This is a genomic window from Paenibacillus sp. FSL M7-0896, assembly GCF_037975415.1.
In the GTDB taxonomy this organism is placed as follows: Bacteria; Bacillota; Bacilli; order Paenibacillales; family Paenibacillaceae; genus Paenibacillus_AQ; species Paenibacillus_AQ silagei.
This window is the reverse complement of record NZ_CP150250.1, coordinates 7,073,456-7,094,749: the sequence shown is the minus strand read 5'-3', so window position 1 is coordinate 7,094,749 and position 21,294 is coordinate 7,073,456. Positions and strand designations below refer to the sequence as shown.

The window sequence follows — 21,294 nt, the reverse complement described above, 5'->3', positions numbered from 1 at the left end:
AATACAGCTAACTGCACATTCGGCGGTACATCTGATGATTTAGCTGTACGAAGTACAATTAAAGCATACCGCTTGCACCTAATCAGGGCATGGCATACGCTTAGCAAGCGGTTGGTTAAAGTAGCTATCACAAATGTTACTCTGGTGCTCTACTATGCTTCTAATGGATGCAGCTAATTCGCCCGTGGATTAACTCTAACCTGTGCGCCCTTGCCGCTGGTCTGCAGGCCGGAGGCCTTGGTTCCGGCTTCCTTCAGATCGGCCACGAGCCGCTCCAGCACTGCCTTCGCAGCGGCGGATTCCTTGGCGCCGGAGGACTTCACGACGAGCTGCACCGGCTTGCCGGAGCGCAGATGCTTGTCCGCCTGACGCAGCTTCGTGTCGTAGTCATGCTCTTCAATATGGGCGGTGAAGCGCAGCTCTTTCACCTTCTCATTACTGCCGCCGCCTTGCGGACGGCTGGTATCGCCCTTGCGGACAGCTTGCGCAGCCGCTTTGCCTTTGCCCTTGGCAACCAGGCTGCAGGGCGGCGGGCTGCTCATCAGCGAGGTGCAGACCAGGTCGGCCCCTGCGGCTCTGGCCTTGGATAGCGCCTCGCTTCTGGATACGGTGCCGAGCTTCTCGCCCTTCAGCCCGGTCAACTCTACCTCGGCTGCCTTAATCTGTTCATTAATCAGTACGGCCACGGAAATGATCCTCCCTTTGCGGATATGATATAGCTATCATATATGGAAGCGGGCGGGGCTTCAATAACGGCTGCCGGATGCTTGCAGCAGCCAGGCCGGCAGGTTGAGACAGTTGTGCAAAGCGGTTATACTCAGTGGACGCAGGTTTTTCAGCATTGAACCACTGGCACTACTATATTTTCTGTTGAATGGGGGATGGCAATTGAATGACACAGCTGACGATAAGCAGTTAATTCTGCTTATTGCACAGAAAGACTCGAATGCCCTCGAACTGCTCTATGACCGGTATGAACGGGTCATCTATAGCTTTGCTTACCAGATCGTGAAGGATTCGATGGCTGCCGAGGAGGTTATGCAGGAGCTGTTCCTGCGCCTGTGGAAGAATGCAGGGCAGATTGACTTCGGCAAGGGCAAGCTGCTCACCTGGATGTTCGCAGTGACCCGCAATCTGGCGATCGATTATCTCCGCAAGCGGGACGCCAGGCTGCCGCGTCAATCCGGCGAATCCGGGAATCTGGAGCAGGTTCAGGACCATAGCGCGCTTACTGAGGATCTCGTTGAGCTGCAGATGGCGGGGGAAGAGATCAGAGAGGCGCTGCTGGGATTAAGCCGCGACCAGCAGCAGGTAATGGATATGATCTATTACCAGGGCTACACCCAGCAGGAGGTAGCGCAGCTTGCGGCTATCCCGCTGGGCACGGTCAAGGGAAGAGTCCGGCTGGCGATGAAGCAGCTTCACAAATCGTTACGGCACTGGGGAAGGAGGGATCATGCGCATGAGTGAACACAATGAGGAACTCTGTGAATTGGCCGAATTATATACGCTGGGCGCGCTGACTGCAGAAGAAATGCAGCAATTCGCTGCCCATGTGGCAGAATGCGCGGAATGCAGGGAGCTGGTGGAGGAATACCGTCAGGTACTGGACCATCTTCCGCTTGCCTCTGAGCCGGTAGACCCGCCCTCCGGGATGAAGGAGCGCATCCTGTCACGGGTGCTCGAGTCCGGGAATGCGGGTGCACCGGCAGCCCGGCCGGAGACCCGCTTGAATATCCAGCCTGATGCAGAGCGGGCTGCGGAGCATGAGCCAGCGAGGACTCCTCCAGCAGAGCAGGAGCAGGGCATGCCCCAGTTAAGCATCCCTGAGCCCAAGAGAACCCGCTTCTGGGGGTACCTGAGCCTTGGACTGGCTGTGGCTGTGCTGCTCCTGGTCGTCTACACCGGCCAGCTGCGCGGCGATGTGTCTGAGCTGAAGCAGCAGCTGGCCTCCGGCACCGGACCGCTCCAGGGGCTTAAGGTGAATGAGGCTGTAGCACTTAGTCCGGCGGGAGAAGGGATTACTGCCAAGGGGACAGCAACGATTGTCGCAGACCCTACCGGCACCCACCTTGTGCTTCAGGCAGAGGATCTGCCGGAGCTTACCGGTACCGAGGTCTATCAGGTATGGCTGATCAAAGGGGACAAGCCAGTGAATGCGGGCACCTTCATCTCACAGGGCGGGAACGGGGCACTGTATTATTCCTTCGACCCGAATGCCTATGATACCATAGCCGTTACACTGGAGCCGGATGGTGCGGGCGTTACCCCGCGCGGGAAAATGATTCTCGCAGCGCCGATTAAGCAGGGTTAGCAGGCAGGCGACCGGAATTGAATAGACTTGAAGCTGAACAGCCGGGAGGATGATTCCCGGCTGTTTGTTCGAAGTTAAGAATTTCTATGCTTTGCGCAATGCTGGGCAGCCTCTTTTTTGAGCTGGGGGTCAGCCTCGTAGCCGGAGACCTGTTTAATCTTGTGATTTTCCGGTGAATGGGTAATAGCGTATATACTGACAAGAAGCAGTCCTTCGGAATAGGGGACAGGCTTGTTTTGCAGTGTCCAATTAGGGAGGCTAAAGGCATGGATGAGGCGTTGCTGGAACAGGTGAAGCGTTGGCATGAAGAAGATGAATATCAGCAGATTGTGGACCGTATTCTGGAGATTCCGCCGGATGCAAGAGATTATGAGTGTATCGGCCAATTAGGCAGAGCCTACAATAACCTGGGTGAATATGGGCGGGCGCTGGAGCAGCTACTCAGTATCTCCAAGGAAGGCGGGGAGGATCCGCTGTGGCAATTCCGCATAGGGTATTCTTACTATCACCTGAAGCAGTATGAGCAGGCTATTCATGCCTTTGAACGTGCGGAGGAGCTGGAGCCGGGAGACGGGGATACGGCAAGAATGCTGGAGTGGAGCCGGGAAGGCGCCCAGCGTGAGACAAGAGAGCAGGCAAGACGCACTGAAGCGCTGGAGGCCTTGAAGGTGAATAGAGAGGGGGGCGGTAGAGACCTTGGTGCATTCCTCGACTATTGCGCGGATTTCTGGGAGGACAGTGACTATGCCTTGAAGGAGTATGTGTCCCCGCTGCCCAGTGACGAGCTGATTGCCTCTGTGGAGCAGGAAGTGGGTTATAAGCTGCCGGCCTCTTACATCGCCATGATGAAGCAGCATAACGGCGGGATTCCCCGCAATACGTGTTTTCCGGTGAATGAACCCACTTCCTGGTCAGAAAATCATGTCGCAATTTCGGGAATTGCCGGGATCGGACGCGACAAACTCTATTCCCTCTGCGGGGAGCTGGGCAGCCGCTTCATGATTGAGGAGTGGGGTTACCCCGATATCGGCGTGGTCTTCGGCGACTGTCCTTCCGCTGGACATGATGTGATCATGCTGGATTACCGTCACTGCGGCCCGGAAGGGGAACCTGAGGTGATTCATGTGGACCAGGAGAGCAACTATGAGATTACGTTCCTGGCCCCGGATTTTGAGACTTTCATTCGCGGGCTGGTGAATGAGGAGGTCTACGATACTTCGGAGGAGGATAAGCAGGAGGATCTAGAGAAGGTAGCGTCCGCTCCATTCTCTCCGCTGCTTCAGGAGCTGTGCGACAAGGTTACGGAAGTGGACGATATAGAGGGCGCTATCCGCAAGATATGCACCCGCATTGTAGAGAAGAAGGGCCATTTCTCACTTCATGTGGACGAAGAATCCACCCTGATGTATGATCTCCAGTTCTGGCTCTATACCAGCGCTTACCCGAATACGGGCCGTGACCAGTATCTTGAGATTTATTCCAAAATGATCGCGTTCGGCGGTGAATTCAGCACAGGCGGATATGCCCCGGGCTTCATCTCGGATTGGCTGGATGAGCGGATCCGGCAGGGAAGGATTGTAGAGACTGAAGGGACGCTCCGGTTCACGGATGAGGCGAAGGAACAATTGCTTGAGAAGCTGAAGGAAGCAGAAGTAGGGGGAGCTGTAGATCTGAAGCCTTTTATAATCGTGGAGCAGGATAATGGCGGCAAGTCGGTCATTCTGAGCGTTGGCAATTATAAGACAGAGGTATTCGCTGCACGGGAGGAGGAGGGCTTCGAGGGCAATGGATATGATTGGGCATCTCTGGCAGCGGTATTCCTGGAGGAAAAGATGCCTGCGCTGGCGGGTGTTGTCCAGTTCGACCCGGAGGCCGGTATGTTCTGCGCCTATTCATCTGACGGTGATGCGCTTGTCGCCTTCGCGACTGCCTTCAAGCAGGCTTGCGAGGACGATATGCTCATCCGCGATTTATTCTCGCGGGCTGAGCTGGACTAGACCGGATAAGACATTAACGGGACTGCCTGTATTATAGGGCGGTCCTGTATTGTTATAAGGGTACTTTCGAGGAACTTTTTGGATTTTTTTGCGTCTCTCATATATAGAATGTAAAATTCAGGAGGTTGTATGATGAGGAAGTTGATCCTATGTTCATCTATTGTTCTATGTGCTGCGCTTGTGGCACCGGTAGCACATACGGCGTCTGCAGCAGGCAAGAGTCCCCAAGGAACACAAGTAGTTGTGAATAATAACGATTTAGAGGCCAAAGACATTCTTAACAAGAAGAATCAGGTGTTTTTTAGTCTGACTTCACTCCAAAGCTTAGGCGGTTTAACATTTGCCTGGAATAATGCGACGAAGCAAGTAACCGTGAAGGGGAGCGGCACGAGTCTGCAGTTGACCATAAATAATACAACAGCACTGAAAAATGGAGCCTCCGTTTCCTTAAGCGCTGCTCCATTTATTCATAATGGCAAAACCATGATCCCTTTACGTTTTGTTGCCGAAGCGTTGGACGGTTCAGTAATTTGGAATCCAGACACCCAAACGGCATTTGTGTCAAAACCAAGCGCGAAATTGTTGGCTGATGTGAAGAGCAGCGAGTTAAGCACTGCAAGAAATGCTGCGATTAATCTTCCCAGAGTTTCACAGCTCAAGGAGGACTTTGAGCCCTCGCTGGAAACCGCCAGTCTCCAATATTATTTTCCGGCGACTACAAAGGACCGGTTCATCGAGGTTAATAATAATGTAATCCGTTACTATCAGTTGACGAAGAACACAGCTTACCTTAAGTGGCAAGCTCTCACTGGCGACAAGGCTGGTAAGCAAGAAAACCTTTATTTCATCAACCGCTCTTTTACGCAGCAGGATGGTTCCTTACCGGATTTTACAGCTACGACATTCGCAAGCTTTCGCTGGATGCCTCATATCACTTCCACTGGGTATAGTTTGATTAATAAGGAGAATTGGAATGAGGTTATTTATAAAGAAGCCGAGGTTCCTCAGCCTAAGCTAAAGGAAAATTATATTATTGTGGACATTCCAGAGGAACAATAATGTTTAACCCTATGCTGACCGTTCTGGGATTGCCGTGACTCTAGAGAATGTAAGGCTGGGTGTCCGTAACCGCCCAGCCAACGTTCAACTTGTCCCACATATGTAACTGTAGTGCAGTGACGCTGCCTCAGCTAGTTGCTCTTGTGTCCATCCTTTGGCCTTTCTGAGTTCATGTATCCGATTTCCTACACATTATGGTAAATTCATGGTATCACCTCAGGAATACTTATGTCTCAAAAGCTCCTTTAACCTCGCTAACAATCCTCTGCAAAGTGCTGATTTGCTTTACGCTCAACCCGCTGACAATAACCGCATATTCATCAAGGGCTTTCGGTACCGCTTTTGGACATGCAACGTCCGCTTGTCTATTATTTTGGGTTCAGTCATCTGATGCGGGGCAGCGCTTATCAAAAGCAGCAAAAGTATGACGACGCTAGAGAGAGGGTATACCGCTATGCTGAGCTGGGCTGGATGGAGGATTTAGGGGTAGAAGGGGAGGCAATTGCCGAGTTCAGAGGATTGGCACGTGCTAACCTGTATATGGTTGAGATTCTCTCAGGGCAGACTGGACTTCTGGAGGAATATTTCTGTTTCTTGGAGAATAATCCTGAAGAGCTGCTGCCCAATATGGGCTTGATGTCAAAGATCTACTAGACCGCTATGCAGAACAGAGTGAGGGGTTTGGAGCGTACGAGGATAGAGATAACATCTCGCATTATTACTGCTATTGTTATCACTTGGCGTTATTTGAAGCGCTGCGTGAGAGAGTGACGGCAGAAGAGAGCAGAAGGTATGATGGGGTGCTGGCAGATTGTCTGGCGAGGTTGTTCAAGAGCCTTCCTGAGGCGTGAACGTGCAGAGCTACAATTCGGCGTAGCGTGTTGCTGAAGTTGTTTGGGGAGGTTACCGCATCTCCATTCCCATACAAAGAACTTACGTTCCTTTAATGCCGAGTATATTGCAAAGCAAAATAGAAGCCTCCTATTGGATAGGGCTTCTATTAAGTAACGCTAAGCATAGGTATAGCAACAAAAGTTCAGCGTTGTATGATGTTGAAATTGCTCACTCTTTTGCCGCCACTATCAACTCTTTGGAATCAATCACTAACCCGGCAGATTGGATAAAGTCAAAGCCAAGAATACCATCAATCTCCATGCCGTAGTCCATTTCCCCAATTTCTACTTCAAACCCTCCCAGAGATACCTCTCCCGTACTCACAAAATCAAACTGCTTGGAATAGACGACTTCTACTCCGCCTACACCCCTGATTTTGTTCAGAAAGTCGCCAGGTTCAATTTGAACCCCGATGGCATCTACCACATCAGCGTTGAAAATAGTTCCTGCCGAGCCTGTATCCAGCAAGACATTCTTCAAATGAAGCTCTTCACCGCGGTAACAAATGATCACTTCGATAAAAGGCAGCCCGTATCTCACGTCAATCCTCATCTTGGCCCGCGTACCCCCGCCCATTTTTCCCGAAGCTTCAGCTCCTCGCGGGATGTATGAAAAAAGCCGTACTCCCGGTATGGCTGTTCACGATGCAATTCATAGTAGCGTTTCATGGCAACCGTTGAATCGTCGAAACGATCAATGAGAGCCACTTCGTCAATAAGCCAGTACCCGTCTTCCGAACGAGACTTTAACGCCTCACAGACCACCCACTCATCAGGGAACTGCTCGCGGACATCTTCCCATCGCATCCTCATCACCTCCGGATAACCTAACTTGCATCTACTCCCAGTATAGCACAAAAGCCCAACCAGAGAATGTTAAGGCTAGGCTTAAACCCATGATGAACCCCTGTTCATATTAACCATTGTGGTGTTTTATGGACAAGGGGACAAGACCCGTATGGTTGGAATCACCAGACTCTTGCCCCCCACATCCCAACACAATGGCTTGTAGCTCGTTTGCGTTTATTATGTTCCGTACATTACTAAACTTGCTTAGGCTTTGCCGGACGAAGCATGCTGCCGACCAGCCGCAGGCTTTGTCTGCGGGTCATGAAGCGGGAGATCTGGGCGCCCAGGTAATTGCGGAATCCGGGGACAATGTACTGTTTTCCTCGGGCCATAGCGCGCAGTGTAATTGCCACTACCCGCTCAGGCGAGTCCTTCGCGCCGCCGACGGAAGCATCCTCCGTACCCACTACGTTGAAGAAATCCGTCTCTGTTGAGCCTGGGCACAGGGCGAAGAATTGCACACCGCGATCACGATTCTCCCAGTAGAGGGCATCGGTAAAGGACAAGACAAAAGCTTTGGTCGCCCCATAGACGGCCATATAAGGCAGCGGCTGAAAGCCTGCCGTAGACGAGACATTGATAACGGCGCCTGACCCATTGTGGAGCATTGCGGGAAGGAATAAATGAGTCATATCCACTACAGCGGCGACGTTCAGCATCACCTCATCATGCTGGCGCTCCCCGGAGACCTGCTCGAACAGTCCGTGGGTGGCGAAGCCCGCATTGTTAATCAGGAGATCGATGCTCAGGCCTAGCTGCTGGCAGGTCTGATACAGCTCTCCGGCAGCACCTTGAAGCGATAGATCCTGGGGAATTACCCGACACTGTATTCCATGGCTTCGGGTCAATTCGGCTGCGAGCGCATCCAGTTTTCCTTTGGATCTGGCTACAAGCACCAGATGGCTGCCTTTCTTGGCGAGTTGTCTGGCGAACTGTTCGCCGATTCCCGAAGAGGCTCCGGTGATTAACGACCATTTTCCTTTAATATTCATAGTTTTGCTCCTTCAACAACAGTGTTTTATAATGGAAACAACGTTACCGAATTGCGAAAAAAATATGACCGATCCTAGCGGGCATAAGTTCGTTCTCAGCCGTATACGTCCGTGTTCGGCGGCGTTAATACAATTGGTAACACTGTTTCTTATATGAATCATAGTAACCAAAAGAATACTGCTGTGTCAATCTGTTTTTTTCGCATGAGGGTTCAATTGACAACCTATGTTCAAATGTTTAGAATTCCTGTTAGAACCCGGCAACTCTGTTGCTGGTCAATAACATGATAACCGAATGAAGGTGATTCTTATCCGTAGCGAAGACAAACCTGCACCCTCCACGGGGCGGGTATTAAAAACATATCAGGAAGCCCGTATGCAAAATACGGAGAATCTCCGTAAGCTGGTGGTGGATGCGGCCGCTGCCATTCTCCAGGAAGAGGGGCCGGAGGCCGTTACTGTCCGTAAAGTATCGCAAAGGATGGGCTGTTCCACTAAGATCATCTACAGTTTATTTGTCAATAAAGAGGGTTTGGCCCAGCAATTATATCTGGAGGGCTGCAAAATACTGGCCCAGCGGTTTGAAGAAGTGCCGGCTTCTTCAGATCTGTTACAGCATCTGCTGGATCTGGGCGAAGCCTTCTGGCAGTTCGGACAGGAGCACAGCAGCTACTACAAGCTGATGTTTGGAGGAGCTTTTGCCGAGTTCAAGCCGGATGCGGAGAGTATGCAGGGAACACTGACCGCCATACGCCAATTACATGTTCTAATCATTACCGCCCAGCAGCAGGGACTGATTTCGGACCAGGAAGAGACCGGGGCTCTTGTCGCCGCCATATGGTCATCGCTGCACGGTGTAATTCACCTGTATATGGGCGGATTCCTTGGCGATGCCGATGCCGCCCATACCGTATACAAACAAACCATGGCTATGCTGGCCCGATCCTTGTTTGCAGCACCGGAGCCAGGCAGAGGAGAGAGCAAGGGATGATTGCATTAATCTTGGCTGCGGGGTATGCGACCCGCCTGTATCCATTAACGCTAGACACGCCCAAGCCGCTGCTCCCGGTTCAAGGAAGCCGGACGATTCTGGATCTGCTGGCCGCCCGTCTGGAGGTGCTGGAGGAGATCTCGGAGATTCTCATTGTGACGAATAACCGCTTCTTCCAGGCTTTTGAACAGTGGCAGCAGCAGTATAAGGGCATGAAGCCGGTTCGCGTTCTGAACGATGGCACTTCTTCTCCTGAGGGGCGGCTAGGCGCGATTGGCGATATCCAGTTTGTGCTGGAGCGGGAGCAGCCGCAGGAGGATCTGTTGGTTCTGGCAGGCGATAATGTGCTGGGATTCGGCCTTGAGGGGTACTTGGACTATTTTCATAAGGTGGGTACCGACTGTATTCTTGTCCGTAGGGTGGATGATCCGGCAGAGCTGCGCAGTATCGGTGTGGCGGAGCTGGATGCGCAGAATCGGGTCTTATCTCTGGAGGAAAAGCCGCAGGCGCCCCGCTCGAACATTGGCGTATTCGCGCTGTACATCTACAAGCGGTCTACGCTGCCGCTGTTCTCCCGTTATCTGGCCGAGGGGGGCAACCCGGATGCGCCGAGTTATTTCCCCGAGTGGCTGCATTCCCGTCAGGAGATGCGGGCCTATTATACGGAGGGGACGATTGATGATGTTGGCACCCCGGAGGCCTATGCGGAGATGCGGGCCAGGCTGGGGGAACAGGCAGAGTGACCTGGGTTAATAATCAAAAAAACGCACGGATACAGAGAGAATTTCTCAATCCCGTGCGTTTTATTTGGCAGAGAAAGGGTAGTAGAGCGGTTCTTGGAGATTATCTATGATTCAGTACAATTGGGCCGCCGCCTCTGGAGTAAAGGCTTGAATTTCCTCCAACCTGCCCTCACGGATTTTCTTCGCCCATGCCGGATCACCCAGAAGTGCGCGTCCAACCGCTACCAGATCGAACTCCTGGTGGTCCAGCCGCTTCAGCAGCTCCTCCATCCCTTGATGGTCTGCATCCCCGCCTTCAGCGGGAGCATTGTCCATGCCTACGGAACCAACGGCAATCGTCGGCTTCCCGGTAAGCTTCTTCACCCATCCGGCGAGACCCAGCTCCGAGCCCGCGAATTCCGGGTCCCAGAACCTGCGGGTCGAGATGTGGAAAATATCCACCCCTGCCTGTACCAGCACATCCAGGAATTGCTCCAGCTGCTCCGGTGTATCCACCAGCTTCGCCGTGTAATCCGCCATCTTCCACTGGGACAACCGGATGGAAATCGGATAATCCGGTCCGACTACAGCGCGGACGGCCTGGATAACTTCGGCTGCAAACCGGGTACGCTTCAGGAAATCGCCGCCATAGCGGTCCGTCCGCTGATTGGTTATTTCCCAGAAGAACTGGTCAATCAACAAGCCGTGACCGCCGGAGAGCTCTATTCCGTCGAAGCCAGCTTGCTGTGCATTCACTGCCGCATCGGCATAGGCCTGAATGACCCCGGCAATTTCTTCTTCTGTCATCGGCCCGCTTATCTTGTTCCCCTGCATGTCGAGTCCTGATGGCCCGATTGATGGTGCATCCGGGTGAGGCTGGGAACCCATGGGTCGAATCATTCCCATATGTGCCAACTGCGGAAAAATGATACCGCCGGCCTCATGAACCTGTCTAACGACTTCACGCCAGCCGTTCAGAGCGGCCTCACCAAAGAGACTAGCCAGTCCCGGATCACTGCTTGCTGCCGGATGGTCAATCATACCAACGGTGATGATTAGCCCCACCCCATTCTCAGCACGGCGGCGGTAATACGCTGCCATATCCTCACCCGGTACTCCCTCCGGTGAAAAAGCACGCGCCATCGGTGACATTACAATCCGGTTGGGTATAGTTAATTGTTGAACCGTGTACGGTTCAAATAAGGTCTCCAGTGAATGGATTTGCTCCTGTTGTTTAGCCATGGTTAACGCCTCCTGTAGGTTGAATGATTATTCTCAAAGCGGGGTATGAATGCAATAGTAACAAGCTCCAATCCTCCCTTCAACCAACAAACTGCCCAAGTTGTTGCTTAAGCTAGAAGCTGGATAAACTGTCGTATTGGCAGATCCTATTTGTTGTGTACAGAGCACATGTTTATAATTAAGAGGATTATAATCTCTTCTGAAAGGGGCGCTCCTTGGATGGCTGGCATACTTCCCCCCAATCCGAACGACCCGCGGGTGATTCGGACCCGTCAATTAATTCTGGATGCCTTCGTCCGGCAATTGAATATCATGGACTTCAACTCGATAACCGTCGGCGACATTACCAAAGCAGCTACGATTAACAGGACCACCTTTTATGCACATTTCCAGGATAAATATGCGCTGTTCGAAGCCTTTTTGTTAGATGCCTTTACGAATATGGTCCTCCATAAAGTCGATGCAAAAGGACCGTTGACTGAGAAAACGCTTCAAGAGCTGATAGTAGCATTATGTAATTATCATGAAAACAGCCACCGCTGTTTCAAAAGATATGATTCTGTAGCTCTCTTGCTTGAAGAGAATATTAAGCTGCATCTCGAGAAACTTATCCTGCAGCTGATCTCCGGATCAGCTGCGGCTACAGATTCGAAGCCGCTTGCAACTGCCGCCATCCTGCTAAGCTGGTCCTTATATGGCGTAACCTACCGCTGGAATCTGGAGGGAAGATCAGAGTCTTCCTCCAAACTGGCGGAGCGGGTAATGCCGCTGATCACGGGCGGATTTCCCATGAGCCCCCAATGACCAAAAACGCAGAGCAGCGATCCTCCGAATGGGGGAATCGCTGCTCTGCTCACTTTTTGTGGTTTTAAGAATGAAGAGAACTGTCTTCCGCCGTAGAAAACCTGCTTTTGGGACAGCCTCGTAGCCGTTTCCGCTTGGTTACGGCTCTACGCCATAGATCAGCGTTCCATTATGGTATACAGTGATCCGGTCATTGGCCGTGAAGCTGGTCAGCAGCGGCCGGAAGGAGTAATCGTTGGCCTGGCTATAATTTGCATAGTTATCCTTGTGAATACGGAACTGGATCTCTCCGGTCGAGCCGGAAGCTGCCAGGCTGCCTGCCCCATCCTTGAAGGAGATTTCAGCGTAGGCATCAGCGTTCGGGACCGGAACCGCGAGCGGGACGATGGTGGTCTGGATATTGTTTTTGCCGACGACGGCGTAGTCAATCTCCATGGTGTGTGCGGAGCTGCCGTCCTGGGTGAACCAGTAACGGATCGTGAATTGGCTGAGCGGGACAGGGACGGTGGAAGTACTCTTCAGCTGAAGACTTGCCCGGATGGAGCCCACGTTGTTGCCGGTCTCATCACTGCGGTAGAGCGGAGTGGCGGTTACAGGTCCTGTCCCGGGGCCGCCGGGCTCCTCAATAGGAGGGAAGGTGACTGTCTTCATGATCCGGTTCAGCATGAGCTGCTTCGGCCGGTTCCAGGTTGCCCAGTCATCCTGCAGCAGACCGCCGGTATCCCCGCTGTTGGGGTTCAGTGTCCAGTAAGTCCAGTAGAGATCATTCGTGCCGATGTAATCGACTAGTTTATTCTGCCACTTCCCTTCAACCGAGAGGGTGTCCACGCTGCGGCCTCCGAATTCACCCATGATTAGAGGGGCAATGTTCTCTTTGCTGATATAACCCCAGGTCTGATCCCATATAGCAGGCAGGTTCGCCGGAAAAGCCGGATCGCTGAACCACGGCTGCTCCGCCACCCCGGGACCGTAATCATGCGGAGAATACACCACTTGATTCGGCACGGTAAGCGTTACCGGATAATTCCGCACCCCGGTAAGGTTGCCGCCCCACCAGTACTTGCTGGTGTTACCCTGCACATTCTGCTCGATCCCTTCGACGATGATCAGCCAGTGCGGATTCACCGCAAGGATGGCATTCCCAGCCCGCTGGGCCGCGAGCCGCCAGTCTGTACTGAGATCACCGGTCCCCCAGCTTGCCGGGCCATGAGGCTCATTATGCAGGTCGGCACCGATTACCGTAGAATTATTCGCATACCGTGCAGCCAGCATCACCCAGTCACTGATCCAGCGGGATTCAGGATATGCAGCGGTATACCAGAGCGTCGACTGCCCGCCGGAATCGGGACGGTGCCGGTCCAGGAAGATTTGAATGCCGCGCTGGCCGGCTTTTTCGATTAAGGTATCCATAATTTCGATGGGAGTCAGACCGGCCAGGTCCGGGTTTTTGGCATAATCAATGCTGTTGGCCTGGGAAGCCGGATCGAACATTTGACTGCTGAACGGCAGGCGAATCAAGTTGTACCCTTCTGCGCGGACCTGATCGAGCACATCATCCATGGAACGCGACCATAATCCGTGCGGGGAATAGTTCGGCGTCTCGAAGCCAAACCAGTTCAGTCCGTTGAACACGGCCGGGTTCCCCTGCGAATCTACAATCCGGCTGCCCGAGGTGTGATAAAAAAGCTTCGCTGCCCCCTCAGCCTTCACCGGCTGTCCGGCAATAGCGGTTGTACCTGCAAGCAGTGTTAAAGCCAAAAGCATTGTCCCCAGTGTCCTGAAACCAAAGGTCATTCATCTTCCTCCTCGTAATATGATTCATGATAAAGTCGAACTTTATATCATACGGGTAAAATGAAAACCTATTCATCCCGGACGGGTCTAAATTATGGAAAATTTTTGAATAAAACAGGAGGGGGGCTGTTGGAGTCACTCTATACGGACCAATGCACTTATGGGATAAGCCAGGTGGCTAGGGGGATCGAAGATAGCAGTTGGATTAAGTACACTTGCTGGTGAGCGAATGGTCTGTGTTACAACAGTAAATGGATAAACAGCACTTAAATCTTCCCGATTCACCCAAAGCAGCAAAAAGAGTAAGCGATAGGTGTTGTAAATCCACTTATTACCGTACATCTCTCCCAAACCGCTAATTTAAGATACATTTTTCCAATTGTTTAGCACAAATTACAAGAATCACATCTAGCTTAAAAAGGTAATAATTGTTATAATTACTAATGTAAGCGTTTGACTTCACCGGAGCGTATACATACAGTTACAGCCTTAACGGTTAAAGTCAGGAAACTATTCAAGCCGAGAGGAGATTAAAAGAATGTTTAGAAGCAAAGCAATACAATGGGCAGCTATCGGGTCGCTTGTCGTGTCTTTATTTATGGGGTCTCTTGCAGCGGGCGGGGAGAAGGTGTTCGCCGCCGATTGCACGGCCGGTTATGTAGCTCTAACGTATGATGACGGGCCGAATCCAAGCAACACGACGAACCTGCTGAATGCCTTGCAGCAGAATGGCCTGCGCGCCACGTTCTTCAATGTCGGGCAGAATGCGCAGAACAATCCTTCGCTCGTCCTGGCCCAGAAGAACGCAGGGATGTGGATTGGCAACCATTCCTGGTCGCATGCGAATCTGACCCAGGTGGGTACCTCCCAGATTATATCGGAGATTACGAGCACCCAGCAGACGCTGCAATCCATTACCGGCACAGCTCCGAAGCTGTTCCGTCCGCCGTACGGGGCGACTAACGCGACTCTCAAGTCCATCGAGGCCCAGAACGGCCTTACCGAAGTACTCTGGAACGTGGACTCCCAAGACTGGAACGGAGCGGGAACCGCCCAGATCGTGGCCGCTGTGGGCACGATGAAGAATGGGGATGTCATCCTGATGCATGACCAATACCAGACCACACTCCAGGCAGTACCGCAGATTGCACAGAATCTCAAGAACCGCGGCCTATGCTCAGGCATGATCTCGCCAAGCACGGGCAGGGCGGTTGCGCCTGACGGCGGCAATGGTCCTGGTCCCGCTGTAACGAAGGTAGAGGCGGAGAACATGACCAAGGCCGGTCAATACACCTCGAATATCAGTTCCCCGTTCACCGGAGTCGCTCTGTATGCAAACAATGATTCCGTGAAGTACACCCAGAATTTCACCAGCGGCACCCATAATTTCTCCCTGCGCGGGGCCTCCAATAACGCCAATATGGCCAGGGTGGACCTCAAGATCGGCGGGGTGACGAAGGGGACCTTCTACTATGGCGGAAGCAGTCCTGCGGTCTATACGATCAGCAATGTCAGCCATGGAACCGGCAATCAGGTGATTGAGCTGGTGGTTACCGCCGATGACGGGACTTGGGATGCTTATCTTGATTATCTGGAAATCAATTAAAGCTACAACATTGAAGGGGGTGCCCCAGCCAGCTATCGCATGGCTGACGGGCACCCCCTTATTCAAGTTCAGCTTCGGCCTGCCAGAGCCCGGATCTGCTCCAGATCACTGCTGCACAGCGCCTCCAGATGGGCGGTGATCTTCCGGGGACTCCAGTCCCACCACTTCAGCTCCAGCAGCAGGGCGATGAGCTCGTCATCGAAGCGCTGCCGCAGAATCCGGGCAGGATTGCCCCCGGCAATATGGTATGCGGGAACATCCTTGGTGACGGTAGCATTGGCGGCGATGATCGCGCCGTCGCCAATCGTCACGCCCGGCATAATGGTGGCATTCTGGCCGATCCAGACATCGTTTCCGATGACAGTATCGCCTTTGTAGGGCAGGTCCGCCAGCTCAGGCGTTGCCTGCTCCCAGCCGCCGCCCATAATGTTGAAGGGATAGGTGGTCACCGAGCCCATCCGGTGGTTGGCACCGTTCATAATGAATTCGGTGCCGCGGGCGATGGCGCAGAACTTGCCGATCATCAGCTTGTCCCCGATGAACTCATAGTGATGGGTAACACGGCTCTCGAAGGATACCGACTCGTCAGGATCATCATAGTAGGAGAAGTCTCCGGCGATGATGTTGGAGCGGGTCAGCGTATTTTTGATGAAACGGACTTGCTTGATCTGTGGATTCGGATGGATGTCATTGGGATTTGGTCCTGTAGCATGCAATAGGATCACACCTTTCTCACATGAATGGGGAGCCGAGCCATAATTTGAATCTAGCTATAGTATAGTCCAAGCGGCGCTACAGTTCTTACATATATTATGAGAGACTGGTAGTTTGCAAATCTCTTATCTAGGGAGGCTTGGCTGGAATGGCTATTCTATCAACAGGGCCTATTGAGAATAATGCAGTGAACGGTGTAAGGCCTACGGTACAGGTGACGGTCAAGATTGATAACCGGGATGCGGTGAATCCGTCTGCGATTCTGATCCAAGGGTACGACTTGACCCTCACCAGAACGTTGTACGTAAGCGAGCTTATTACGGTTTCCCCGGACGAGGTGATCACAAGGAATTACTTTGCCAATCTGGATGCCTATGAGTTTGTCTTTACAACGGAGGGTCTTGCTGAATTGCAGACGGAAGTCTCTGTGTGGGGCAAGGATTCAGCCGGGCGGCTGGTTACCGCTCACCGTCTTGTCTCAGCTGAGCTGCTGGGTGCTGAAGAGGGGGGAGTCACAGGCTCCGTCAACCGTATCTATGTTGCCAATTTCAACAGCAATGATGTTTCTGTGATCAACGGTGCTACAGGTGCAGTGATCGCAGTCATCCCTGTAGGGGTGAATCCTGCTGGAATAGCCGTGAACCCGTTAACCAACCGCATTTATGTCGCTAACTTGAACAGTGACAACTTATCCGTTATCGACGGGTTAACCAATACGGTGCTGGCCACCGTTCCTGCCGGGGACGGAGCGGGCGGAGTCGCGGTCAATACCGCTACCAATGCCATCTATGTTGTGAATTTTAATGATAATACGGTCACTGTCATTGACGGATTAACCAACACTGTGGTGACTACCATTATTCCCGCCGGCGGTTCTCCTTTTCCAACGGGGATCGGTGTGAATTCCTTAACCAATACTATTTATGTAGCTGAATTCAACTCGGATATTGTTACCGTCATTGATGGGGCTACGAATACGGTTATTACCCAGATTCCCGTGCAGGTGAACCCGTTCCGTTTGGCTGTTGATCCCTTGACGAACCGGATTTATGTCGCGAACTTCACCAGCAACACCGTATCCGTCATTGATGGTGCGACCAATACGGTGATCACCAACGTGCCTGTCGGCACGACTCCGGCTGAGCCGGGAGTGAACATCTCTACCAATGCCATCTATGTACCAAACCGGGATGACGACAATGTATCGGTGATTGGCGGGTTAACGAATACGGTAATCACTACCATTCCGGTCGGAAATAATCCCAACAGCGCGGGCGCTAATCCATTGACGAACCGCATCTATATTACTAATCAGGACGATAATACGGTATCGGTTATTGATGGGGTCACCCAGGCTGTAATTAGTGTCATACCGGTCGGCGCGCGTCCGTTCTCCGTGGGCGTCAATCCGTAGGAGGCCAGGAACAGGAATCCAGTATCATGCCAATTGAGGCTATTATCTTAACGAGCGAGGTGACTCATAGGATGGAAATAACATCAGCCGAAGATATCATGATACAGCTGTCGGGCATGGACCAGGAGAATTCTGTATCCCGGATCTACGTTCCCGGGATCGGCGAATTCATGATGGTACTGCTGAAGACAGACAACAGTGCCGCTGAAGACCCGGCCCGCACCAGCGGGGCGGAGGCAGAAGAGTGCACAATGCCGGCAGCGGGGTTAACAAGGAACCCCTACCTTTAAGGATAGTCCATAAATCAGCACGCTTCCCGTAAGGAAGTGGCTGGTTTATGGAATTATAGACTTTACGCCATTCTGGGCAGTTGTACATAGAACGTCGTGGACGCTCCAACCACACTTTTTACGTAAATCCTTCCTTGATGCTGGTCCACAATGGACCTAGCGATAGCCAGACCCAGCCCGTATCCGCCCTGCTTGCGTGCTCTGGAGGTATCCGTACGGTAAAAGCGGTCAAAAATCCGCGCCAGATGCTCCGCAGCGATGCCTTCCCCTGTATTCGAGACGGAGAGAAGAACATCGCTGTTCTGCTTGTGGAGGGAGATATGGACAGCGCCCTTAGGATTCGTATATTTCACTGCGTTATCCAGCAGAATCATCACCACCTGCTTGATCTGCTCGGGGTTGCCCGGCACAGTAAGCTCCGGCTGGATGTCATAGTCGAAGGAGATATTCTTCTCGAAGAGAACGGCCTCCATGGTCAGAATAATATTCTCTACCGCTTCGCTCATGTTGAACCTGCTGTGGAGCTTCGCGGTCCGGGCGTCATCCATCTCCGTCAGGTACAGCAAATCGCCTACCAGCCGGGTCATCCGCTCCGTTTCGGACTTGATATACTGCAGCCATTTTGCCTGATTGCGGATCGTATCCTCACTGTTCGCCAGCAGCACATCTGCGTTGGTGTTAATAATCGTCAGCGGCGTCTTCAGCTCATGGGAGGCGTCGGCAATGAACTGCTTCTGCTTGTCAAAAGCCTCCCGCACCGGCGCAATCGAGCGCCCCGCAAAGTAGCGGCTGGTGAAGTAGAGGATGACCAGCGTCAGCAGGCCGACAGCCGCGAAGGTATAGATCAGGTTTGTCAGGATCTGCTGCTGGGCCGTGATGTCCATGAAGACAAACTGCTTCCCGCTGCTTGCCGGCTTGACCATGAAGATCCAGCGGCTGCCGTCCAGCGTGAACCGGCCGGTATCCTTGCCGTTACTGAGAGCCTCCTTCAACGCGGCGCTATAGAGGTCATCGTCCATCGTGAACTTCGATTCTTTGCCGGTCATCGTGCCGCTGGCATCGGTCTGCACCGTGAAGGAGACGGAGCGCTCCGGCTGGTAAGGGTCGATCGGCCCCTGATCCATGGGCATTGTCCCTCTGCCCCCGCCGCCTCCTGACCCAGGCGGACTTTGTCCATCTCCCGGACCCCGCTGCTGCATGTCCGCAATCCGGTGGAGCGCCATATAGATGTCTCCCTGCACATTGCGGTACGTGAAGATGTAGATGGCGGCGAAGGCCACCAGCATGATGATGGAGATGGTGACCAGATTGACAATCAGGAACCGGGTTTGGAGTTTATTGAACATCAGGCACTCCCCTCCAGCACGTACCCTACGCCCCTAATCGTGCTGATGCGCACCTCCGAGTTCAGGAAGGCCAGCTTTTTACGCAAAAAAGAAATATAGACCTCCACGTTGTTATGCTCCGCATCGGAATCGAACCCCCACAGCTTCTCAATGATCTGCTCCTTCGAGGTGACCGCCTGCTTCCTTAGGATCAGCAGCTCCAGCAGCTCCGTCTCCTTGAGATTTAGCTTCATCTCCCGGCCCTTCACCGTCAGCCTCGGGTTGGCCGTATTCAGCTCCAGATCCCCGAACTTCAGGGCATCGTCAGGAATCACCTCGCCCTTACGCCGCAGCGCAGCCCGGATACGGGCCAGCAGCTCCTCCGAAGCGAACGGCTTGGCGATATAATCGTCTGCACCATGATCGAGTCCGGTCACCATGTCGGTGATCTCTCCTTTTGCGGTAAGCATAATGACCGGTGTGGAGACTCCGTCCCTGCGCAGCTCCTTCAGCACGCTGATTCCATCCAGCTCCGGCATCATAATATCCAGCAGCAGCAGGTCATAAATCCCGCTCTGCGCATAATCGAGACCGGCTCTGCCGTCATGCACCGCGTCTACCGAATAATTGTGTTTTTTGAGGATTTGGGTTAGGGCCTCCGCCAGATGGACCTCGTCTTCTACAATTAATATTCTCATGGGATGGCTCATCCTCTTCCTAAGTAATGTACTTGCTGCTGGTGCCATTATATCAAGGGTACCTTTAATCAACCTTAATCCATTTAAGATTCATTAAAGGTTCGGGGGCTAAGATACATTCATAAGCAAGCGCACCCAATACTCACCCGAAAGGATCTGAACCCTATGGCGATCGAGGTCTTCAACCGCTACGAGAACAAGTATCTGTTCGACCACGAATCTTATCTGAAGCTCTATTACGAACTGCTGGAATATATGGAGCCCGATGCTTACAACAAGCAGCATGAATTTTATTCTATCACCAATCTGTACTACGACACCCCTCAGAACTCACTGATCCGCAGCAGCCTGGCGAAGCCGAAATACAAGGAGAAGCTCCGCATCAGAGCCTACGGCATTCCTGAAGGCGACACCAGAGTCTATCTGGAGATCAAGAAGAAGGTGCTGGGTCTGGTCAACAAGAGGAGAACCTCACTGACGCTGAAAGAGGCCTATGCGTTCATCGAGAGCGGCAGAGAGCCTGAATTCGAGAGCTATATGAACAAGCAGGTGATCGGGGAGATCAAGTACTTGCTGACCCGCTATGAGCTGGAGCCGAAGCTGTATTTGTCCTATGACCGCAAAGCCATGTTCTGTAAAAATAACAGGGACCTGCGCATCACCTTCGACACCAACATCCGCTGCCGCCGGTATGATCTGAAGATGGAGCACGGCGTCTATGGCGAGGAGCTGCTGGAGCCGGAGCAATGGCTGATGGAAGTGAAGGCCGAGAAGACCATACCGGTCTGGCTGGCCAGGATGCTGTCGGAGCATCAGATGTACCGCACCAGCTTCTCCAAATACGGCAACGAATATAAAAAGATGCTGCGAAACAGCCAATCAGAAAGAGAGAGTGTTCTATATGCTTGATTCGATTTTTGCCGTAGCGGAGTCTACTTCGGAACTAACGTTCACGAATGCTGCCTTAACCATCGTCATCGCCATTATCCTCGGCGGGCTGATCAGCTTCACCTACATGAAGACGAGCCCCGCCGGATACTCGCAGAGCTTCACACTGACCATGGTTCTGCTGCCGGTGATTGTTGCTATCATTATTCTGCTCATTGGCAGCAATGTGGCCCGGGCCTTCAGCCTGGCGGGCGCCTTCTCGATCATCCGGTTCCGCAGCGCCCCCGGCGATCCGAAGGATATCACTTTTGTCCTGTTCACCATGGCCTCCGGGCTGGCCTGCGGGGTGGGGGCCTTCGGTTACGCGGTCTTCTTTACCCTTATCCTCTGCGCTCTGATGGTCGTGCTTAACCGTACGGGCTTTGGACTTAAGAAGTCGATGCATAAGACACTGAAGGTAACGATCCCTGAGAATCTGGGCTATGAGGAGGCCTTCGCGGAGGTCTTCAATACCTTCAATGTCGCCTACGAGCTGAAGAAGATCAGAACCACGGAGCTGGGCAGCCTGTATGAGCTGGTCTACGCAGTAACGATTGATGAGCAGACGAGCCAGAAGGAGCTGCTGGACGCCATCCGCACACGTAACGGGAACCTCGATCTCTCACTAACCATGGCACCTGTCATGAATGAATACTAATCTGC

General features: G+C 52.7%; 22 protein-coding genes and 1 pseudogene. 13 read left to right on the top strand and 10 right to left on the bottom strand.

Annotated elements, in window-relative coordinates; all coding sequences use genetic code 11:
- Positions 1 to 173: 173 nt before the first annotated feature.
- Positions 174 to 686: a translation initiation factor IF-3 gene (gene infC / locus MKY12_RS30700; protein WP_339312084.1), complete on the bottom strand. Its 513-nt coding sequence runs from the start codon at positions 684 to 686 to the stop codon at positions 174 to 176.
- 202 nt (positions 687 to 888) lie between these two features.
- On the opposite strand from infC, the gene MKY12_RS30695 reads away from it, so the two are divergent.
- The 4 genes from MKY12_RS30695 (at position 889) to MKY12_RS30680 (ending at position 5,370) form a co-directional block, all read left to right on the top strand.
- A complete protein-coding gene (locus tag MKY12_RS30695; RefSeq protein WP_076080781.1) occupies positions 889 to 1,470 on the top strand; it encodes a sigma-70 family RNA polymerase sigma factor in 582 nt (193 codons plus the stop codon).
- Positions 1,463 to 2,314, top strand: coding sequence for an anti-sigma factor (locus MKY12_RS30690; RefSeq protein ID WP_339312082.1), 852 nt, complete (start codon positions 1,463 to 1,465; stop codon positions 2,312 to 2,314). Before MKY12_RS30695 ends, MKY12_RS30690 begins: the two co-directional genes overlap by 8 nt.
- Before the next feature lie 266 nt (positions 2,315 to 2,580).
- Positions 2,581 to 4,311, top strand: a complete 1,731-nt coding sequence (locus tag MKY12_RS30685) for an Imm51 family immunity protein (RefSeq protein ID WP_339312081.1) — start codon at positions 2,581 to 2,583, stop codon at positions 4,309 to 4,311.
- 132 nt (positions 4,312 to 4,443) lie between these two features.
- On the top strand, positions 4,444 to 5,370 hold the full coding sequence (locus MKY12_RS30680; RefSeq protein WP_339312079.1) for a copper amine oxidase N-terminal domain-containing protein: 927 nt from the start codon (positions 4,444 to 4,446) through the stop codon (positions 5,368 to 5,370).
- 93 nt (positions 5,371 to 5,463) lie between these two features.
- Here the strand turns inward: MKY12_RS30680 and MKY12_RS30675 are convergent.
- Positions 5,464 to 5,547: pseudogene (locus MKY12_RS30675) on the bottom strand (helix-turn-helix transcriptional regulator); the annotation flags it as partial.
- A gap of 165 nt (positions 5,548 to 5,712) precedes the next feature.
- Here MKY12_RS30675 and MKY12_RS30670 point away from each other — a divergent pair.
- The gene (locus MKY12_RS30670) at positions 5,713 to 6,024 is read left to right on the top strand and encodes a hypothetical protein (protein WP_339312077.1); all 312 of its coding nucleotides are present in this window, start codon (positions 5,713 to 5,715) and stop codon (positions 6,022 to 6,024) included.
- Positions 6,025 to 6,432: 408 nt separating this feature from the next.
- Here MKY12_RS30670 and MKY12_RS30665 read toward each other — a convergent pair whose 3' ends face one another.
- The 3 genes from MKY12_RS30665 to MKY12_RS30655 form a co-directional block, all read right to left on the bottom strand.
- On the bottom strand, positions 6,433 to 6,816 hold the full coding sequence (locus tag MKY12_RS30665) for a retropepsin-like aspartic protease (RefSeq protein WP_339312075.1): 384 nt from the start codon (positions 6,814 to 6,816) through the stop codon (positions 6,433 to 6,435).
- Complete coding sequence (locus MKY12_RS30660) at positions 6,813 to 7,076, bottom strand: hypothetical protein (protein WP_339312073.1); 264 nt, start codon at positions 7,074 to 7,076, stop codon at positions 6,813 to 6,815. The genes MKY12_RS30665 and MKY12_RS30660 overlap by 4 nt, the downstream gene beginning before the upstream one ends.
- 230 nt (positions 7,077 to 7,306) lie before the next feature.
- Positions 7,307 to 8,104, bottom strand: a complete 798-nt coding sequence (locus MKY12_RS30655) for an SDR family oxidoreductase (RefSeq protein WP_339312071.1) — start codon at positions 8,102 to 8,104, stop codon at positions 7,307 to 7,309.
- 376 nt (positions 8,105 to 8,480) lie between these two features.
- On the opposite strand from MKY12_RS30655, the gene MKY12_RS30650 reads away from it, so the two are divergent.
- Together MKY12_RS30650 and MKY12_RS30645 are read left to right on the top strand one after the other, a co-directional pair.
- Positions 8,481 to 9,095 (top strand): TetR/AcrR family transcriptional regulator, encoded by a 615-nt coding sequence (locus MKY12_RS30650; RefSeq protein WP_339312070.1) that lies wholly within the window; start codon positions 8,481 to 8,483, stop codon positions 9,093 to 9,095.
- The gene (locus MKY12_RS30645) at positions 9,092 to 9,838 is read left to right on the top strand and encodes a nucleotidyltransferase family protein (RefSeq protein ID WP_339312068.1); all 747 of its coding nucleotides are present in this window, start codon (positions 9,092 to 9,094) and stop codon (positions 9,836 to 9,838) included. Before MKY12_RS30650 ends, MKY12_RS30645 begins: the two co-directional genes overlap by 4 nt.
- A 111-nt stretch (positions 9,839 to 9,949) precedes the next feature.
- On the opposite strand, the gene MKY12_RS30640 is transcribed toward MKY12_RS30645, so the two are convergent.
- A complete protein-coding gene (locus tag MKY12_RS30640) occupies positions 9,950 to 11,059 on the bottom strand; it encodes an NADH:flavin oxidoreductase (protein WP_339312066.1) in 1,110 nt (369 codons plus the stop codon).
- 219 nt (positions 11,060 to 11,278) lie between these two features.
- Between MKY12_RS30640 and MKY12_RS30635 the strand changes: the two genes are divergently transcribed.
- Positions 11,279 to 11,863 (top strand): TetR/AcrR family transcriptional regulator, encoded by a 585-nt coding sequence (locus MKY12_RS30635; RefSeq protein WP_339252262.1) that lies wholly within the window; start codon positions 11,279 to 11,281, stop codon positions 11,861 to 11,863.
- A 138-nt stretch (positions 11,864 to 12,001) separates the two neighbouring features.
- Here MKY12_RS30635 and MKY12_RS30630 read toward each other — a convergent pair whose 3' ends face one another.
- Positions 12,002 to 13,657 carry a cellulase family glycosylhydrolase gene (locus MKY12_RS30630; RefSeq protein WP_339252260.1) on the bottom strand — a complete coding sequence of 552 codons (1,656 nt, stop codon included), beginning with the start codon at positions 13,655 to 13,657 and terminating at the stop codon, positions 12,002 to 12,004.
- A gap of 538 nt (positions 13,658 to 14,195) precedes the next feature.
- On the opposite strand from MKY12_RS30630, the gene MKY12_RS30625 reads away from it, so the two are divergent.
- Positions 14,196 to 15,263: a polysaccharide deacetylase family protein gene (locus MKY12_RS30625; RefSeq protein WP_339312065.1), complete on the top strand. Its 1,068-nt coding sequence runs from the start codon at positions 14,196 to 14,198 to the stop codon at positions 15,261 to 15,263.
- A 68-nt stretch (positions 15,264 to 15,331) separates the two neighbouring features.
- Here the strand turns inward: MKY12_RS30625 and MKY12_RS30620 are convergent, their stop codons facing one another.
- Positions 15,332 to 15,979, bottom strand: a complete 648-nt coding sequence (locus MKY12_RS30620; protein ID WP_339312064.1) for a Vat family streptogramin A O-acetyltransferase — start codon at positions 15,977 to 15,979, stop codon at positions 15,332 to 15,334.
- A gap of 146 nt (positions 15,980 to 16,125) precedes the next feature.
- Here MKY12_RS30620 and MKY12_RS30615 point away from each other — a divergent pair, with 146 nt between their 5' ends.
- Together MKY12_RS30615 and MKY12_RS30610 are read left to right on the top strand one after the other, a co-directional pair.
- Positions 16,126 to 17,391: a YncE family protein gene (locus MKY12_RS30615; protein ID WP_339312063.1), complete on the top strand. Its 1,266-nt coding sequence runs from the start codon at positions 16,126 to 16,128 to the stop codon at positions 17,389 to 17,391.
- A gap of 71 nt (positions 17,392 to 17,462) precedes the next feature.
- Positions 17,463 to 17,681, top strand: a complete 219-nt coding sequence (locus MKY12_RS30610) for a hypothetical protein (RefSeq protein ID WP_339312062.1) — start codon at positions 17,463 to 17,465, stop codon at positions 17,679 to 17,681.
- A 62-nt stretch (positions 17,682 to 17,743) separates the two neighbouring features.
- Here the strand turns inward: MKY12_RS30610 and MKY12_RS30605 are convergent, their stop codons facing one another.
- Both MKY12_RS30605 and MKY12_RS30600 read right to left on the bottom strand, forming a co-directional pair.
- On the bottom strand, positions 17,744 to 19,027 hold the full coding sequence (locus MKY12_RS30605; RefSeq protein WP_339312060.1) for a HAMP domain-containing sensor histidine kinase: 1,284 nt from the start codon (positions 19,025 to 19,027) through the stop codon (positions 17,744 to 17,746).
- Positions 19,027 to 19,704 carry a response regulator transcription factor gene (locus MKY12_RS30600; protein ID WP_339312059.1) on the bottom strand — a complete coding sequence of 226 codons (678 nt, stop codon included), beginning with the start codon at positions 19,702 to 19,704 and terminating at the stop codon, positions 19,027 to 19,029. Before MKY12_RS30600 ends, MKY12_RS30605 begins: the two co-directional genes overlap by 1 nt.
- A 165-nt stretch (positions 19,705 to 19,869) precedes the next feature.
- Between MKY12_RS30600 and MKY12_RS30595 the strand changes: the two genes are divergently transcribed.
- Both MKY12_RS30595 and MKY12_RS30590 read left to right on the top strand, forming a co-directional pair.
- Positions 19,870 to 20,613 (top strand): polyphosphate polymerase domain-containing protein, encoded by a 744-nt coding sequence (locus MKY12_RS30595; protein WP_036722816.1) that lies wholly within the window; start codon positions 19,870 to 19,872, stop codon positions 20,611 to 20,613.
- Complete coding sequence (locus MKY12_RS30590) at positions 20,606 to 21,289, top strand: DUF4956 domain-containing protein (protein ID WP_209868785.1); 684 nt, start codon at positions 20,606 to 20,608, stop codon at positions 21,287 to 21,289. Before MKY12_RS30595 ends, MKY12_RS30590 begins: the two co-directional genes overlap by 8 nt.
- Positions 21,290 to 21,294 lie beyond the last annotated feature (5 nt).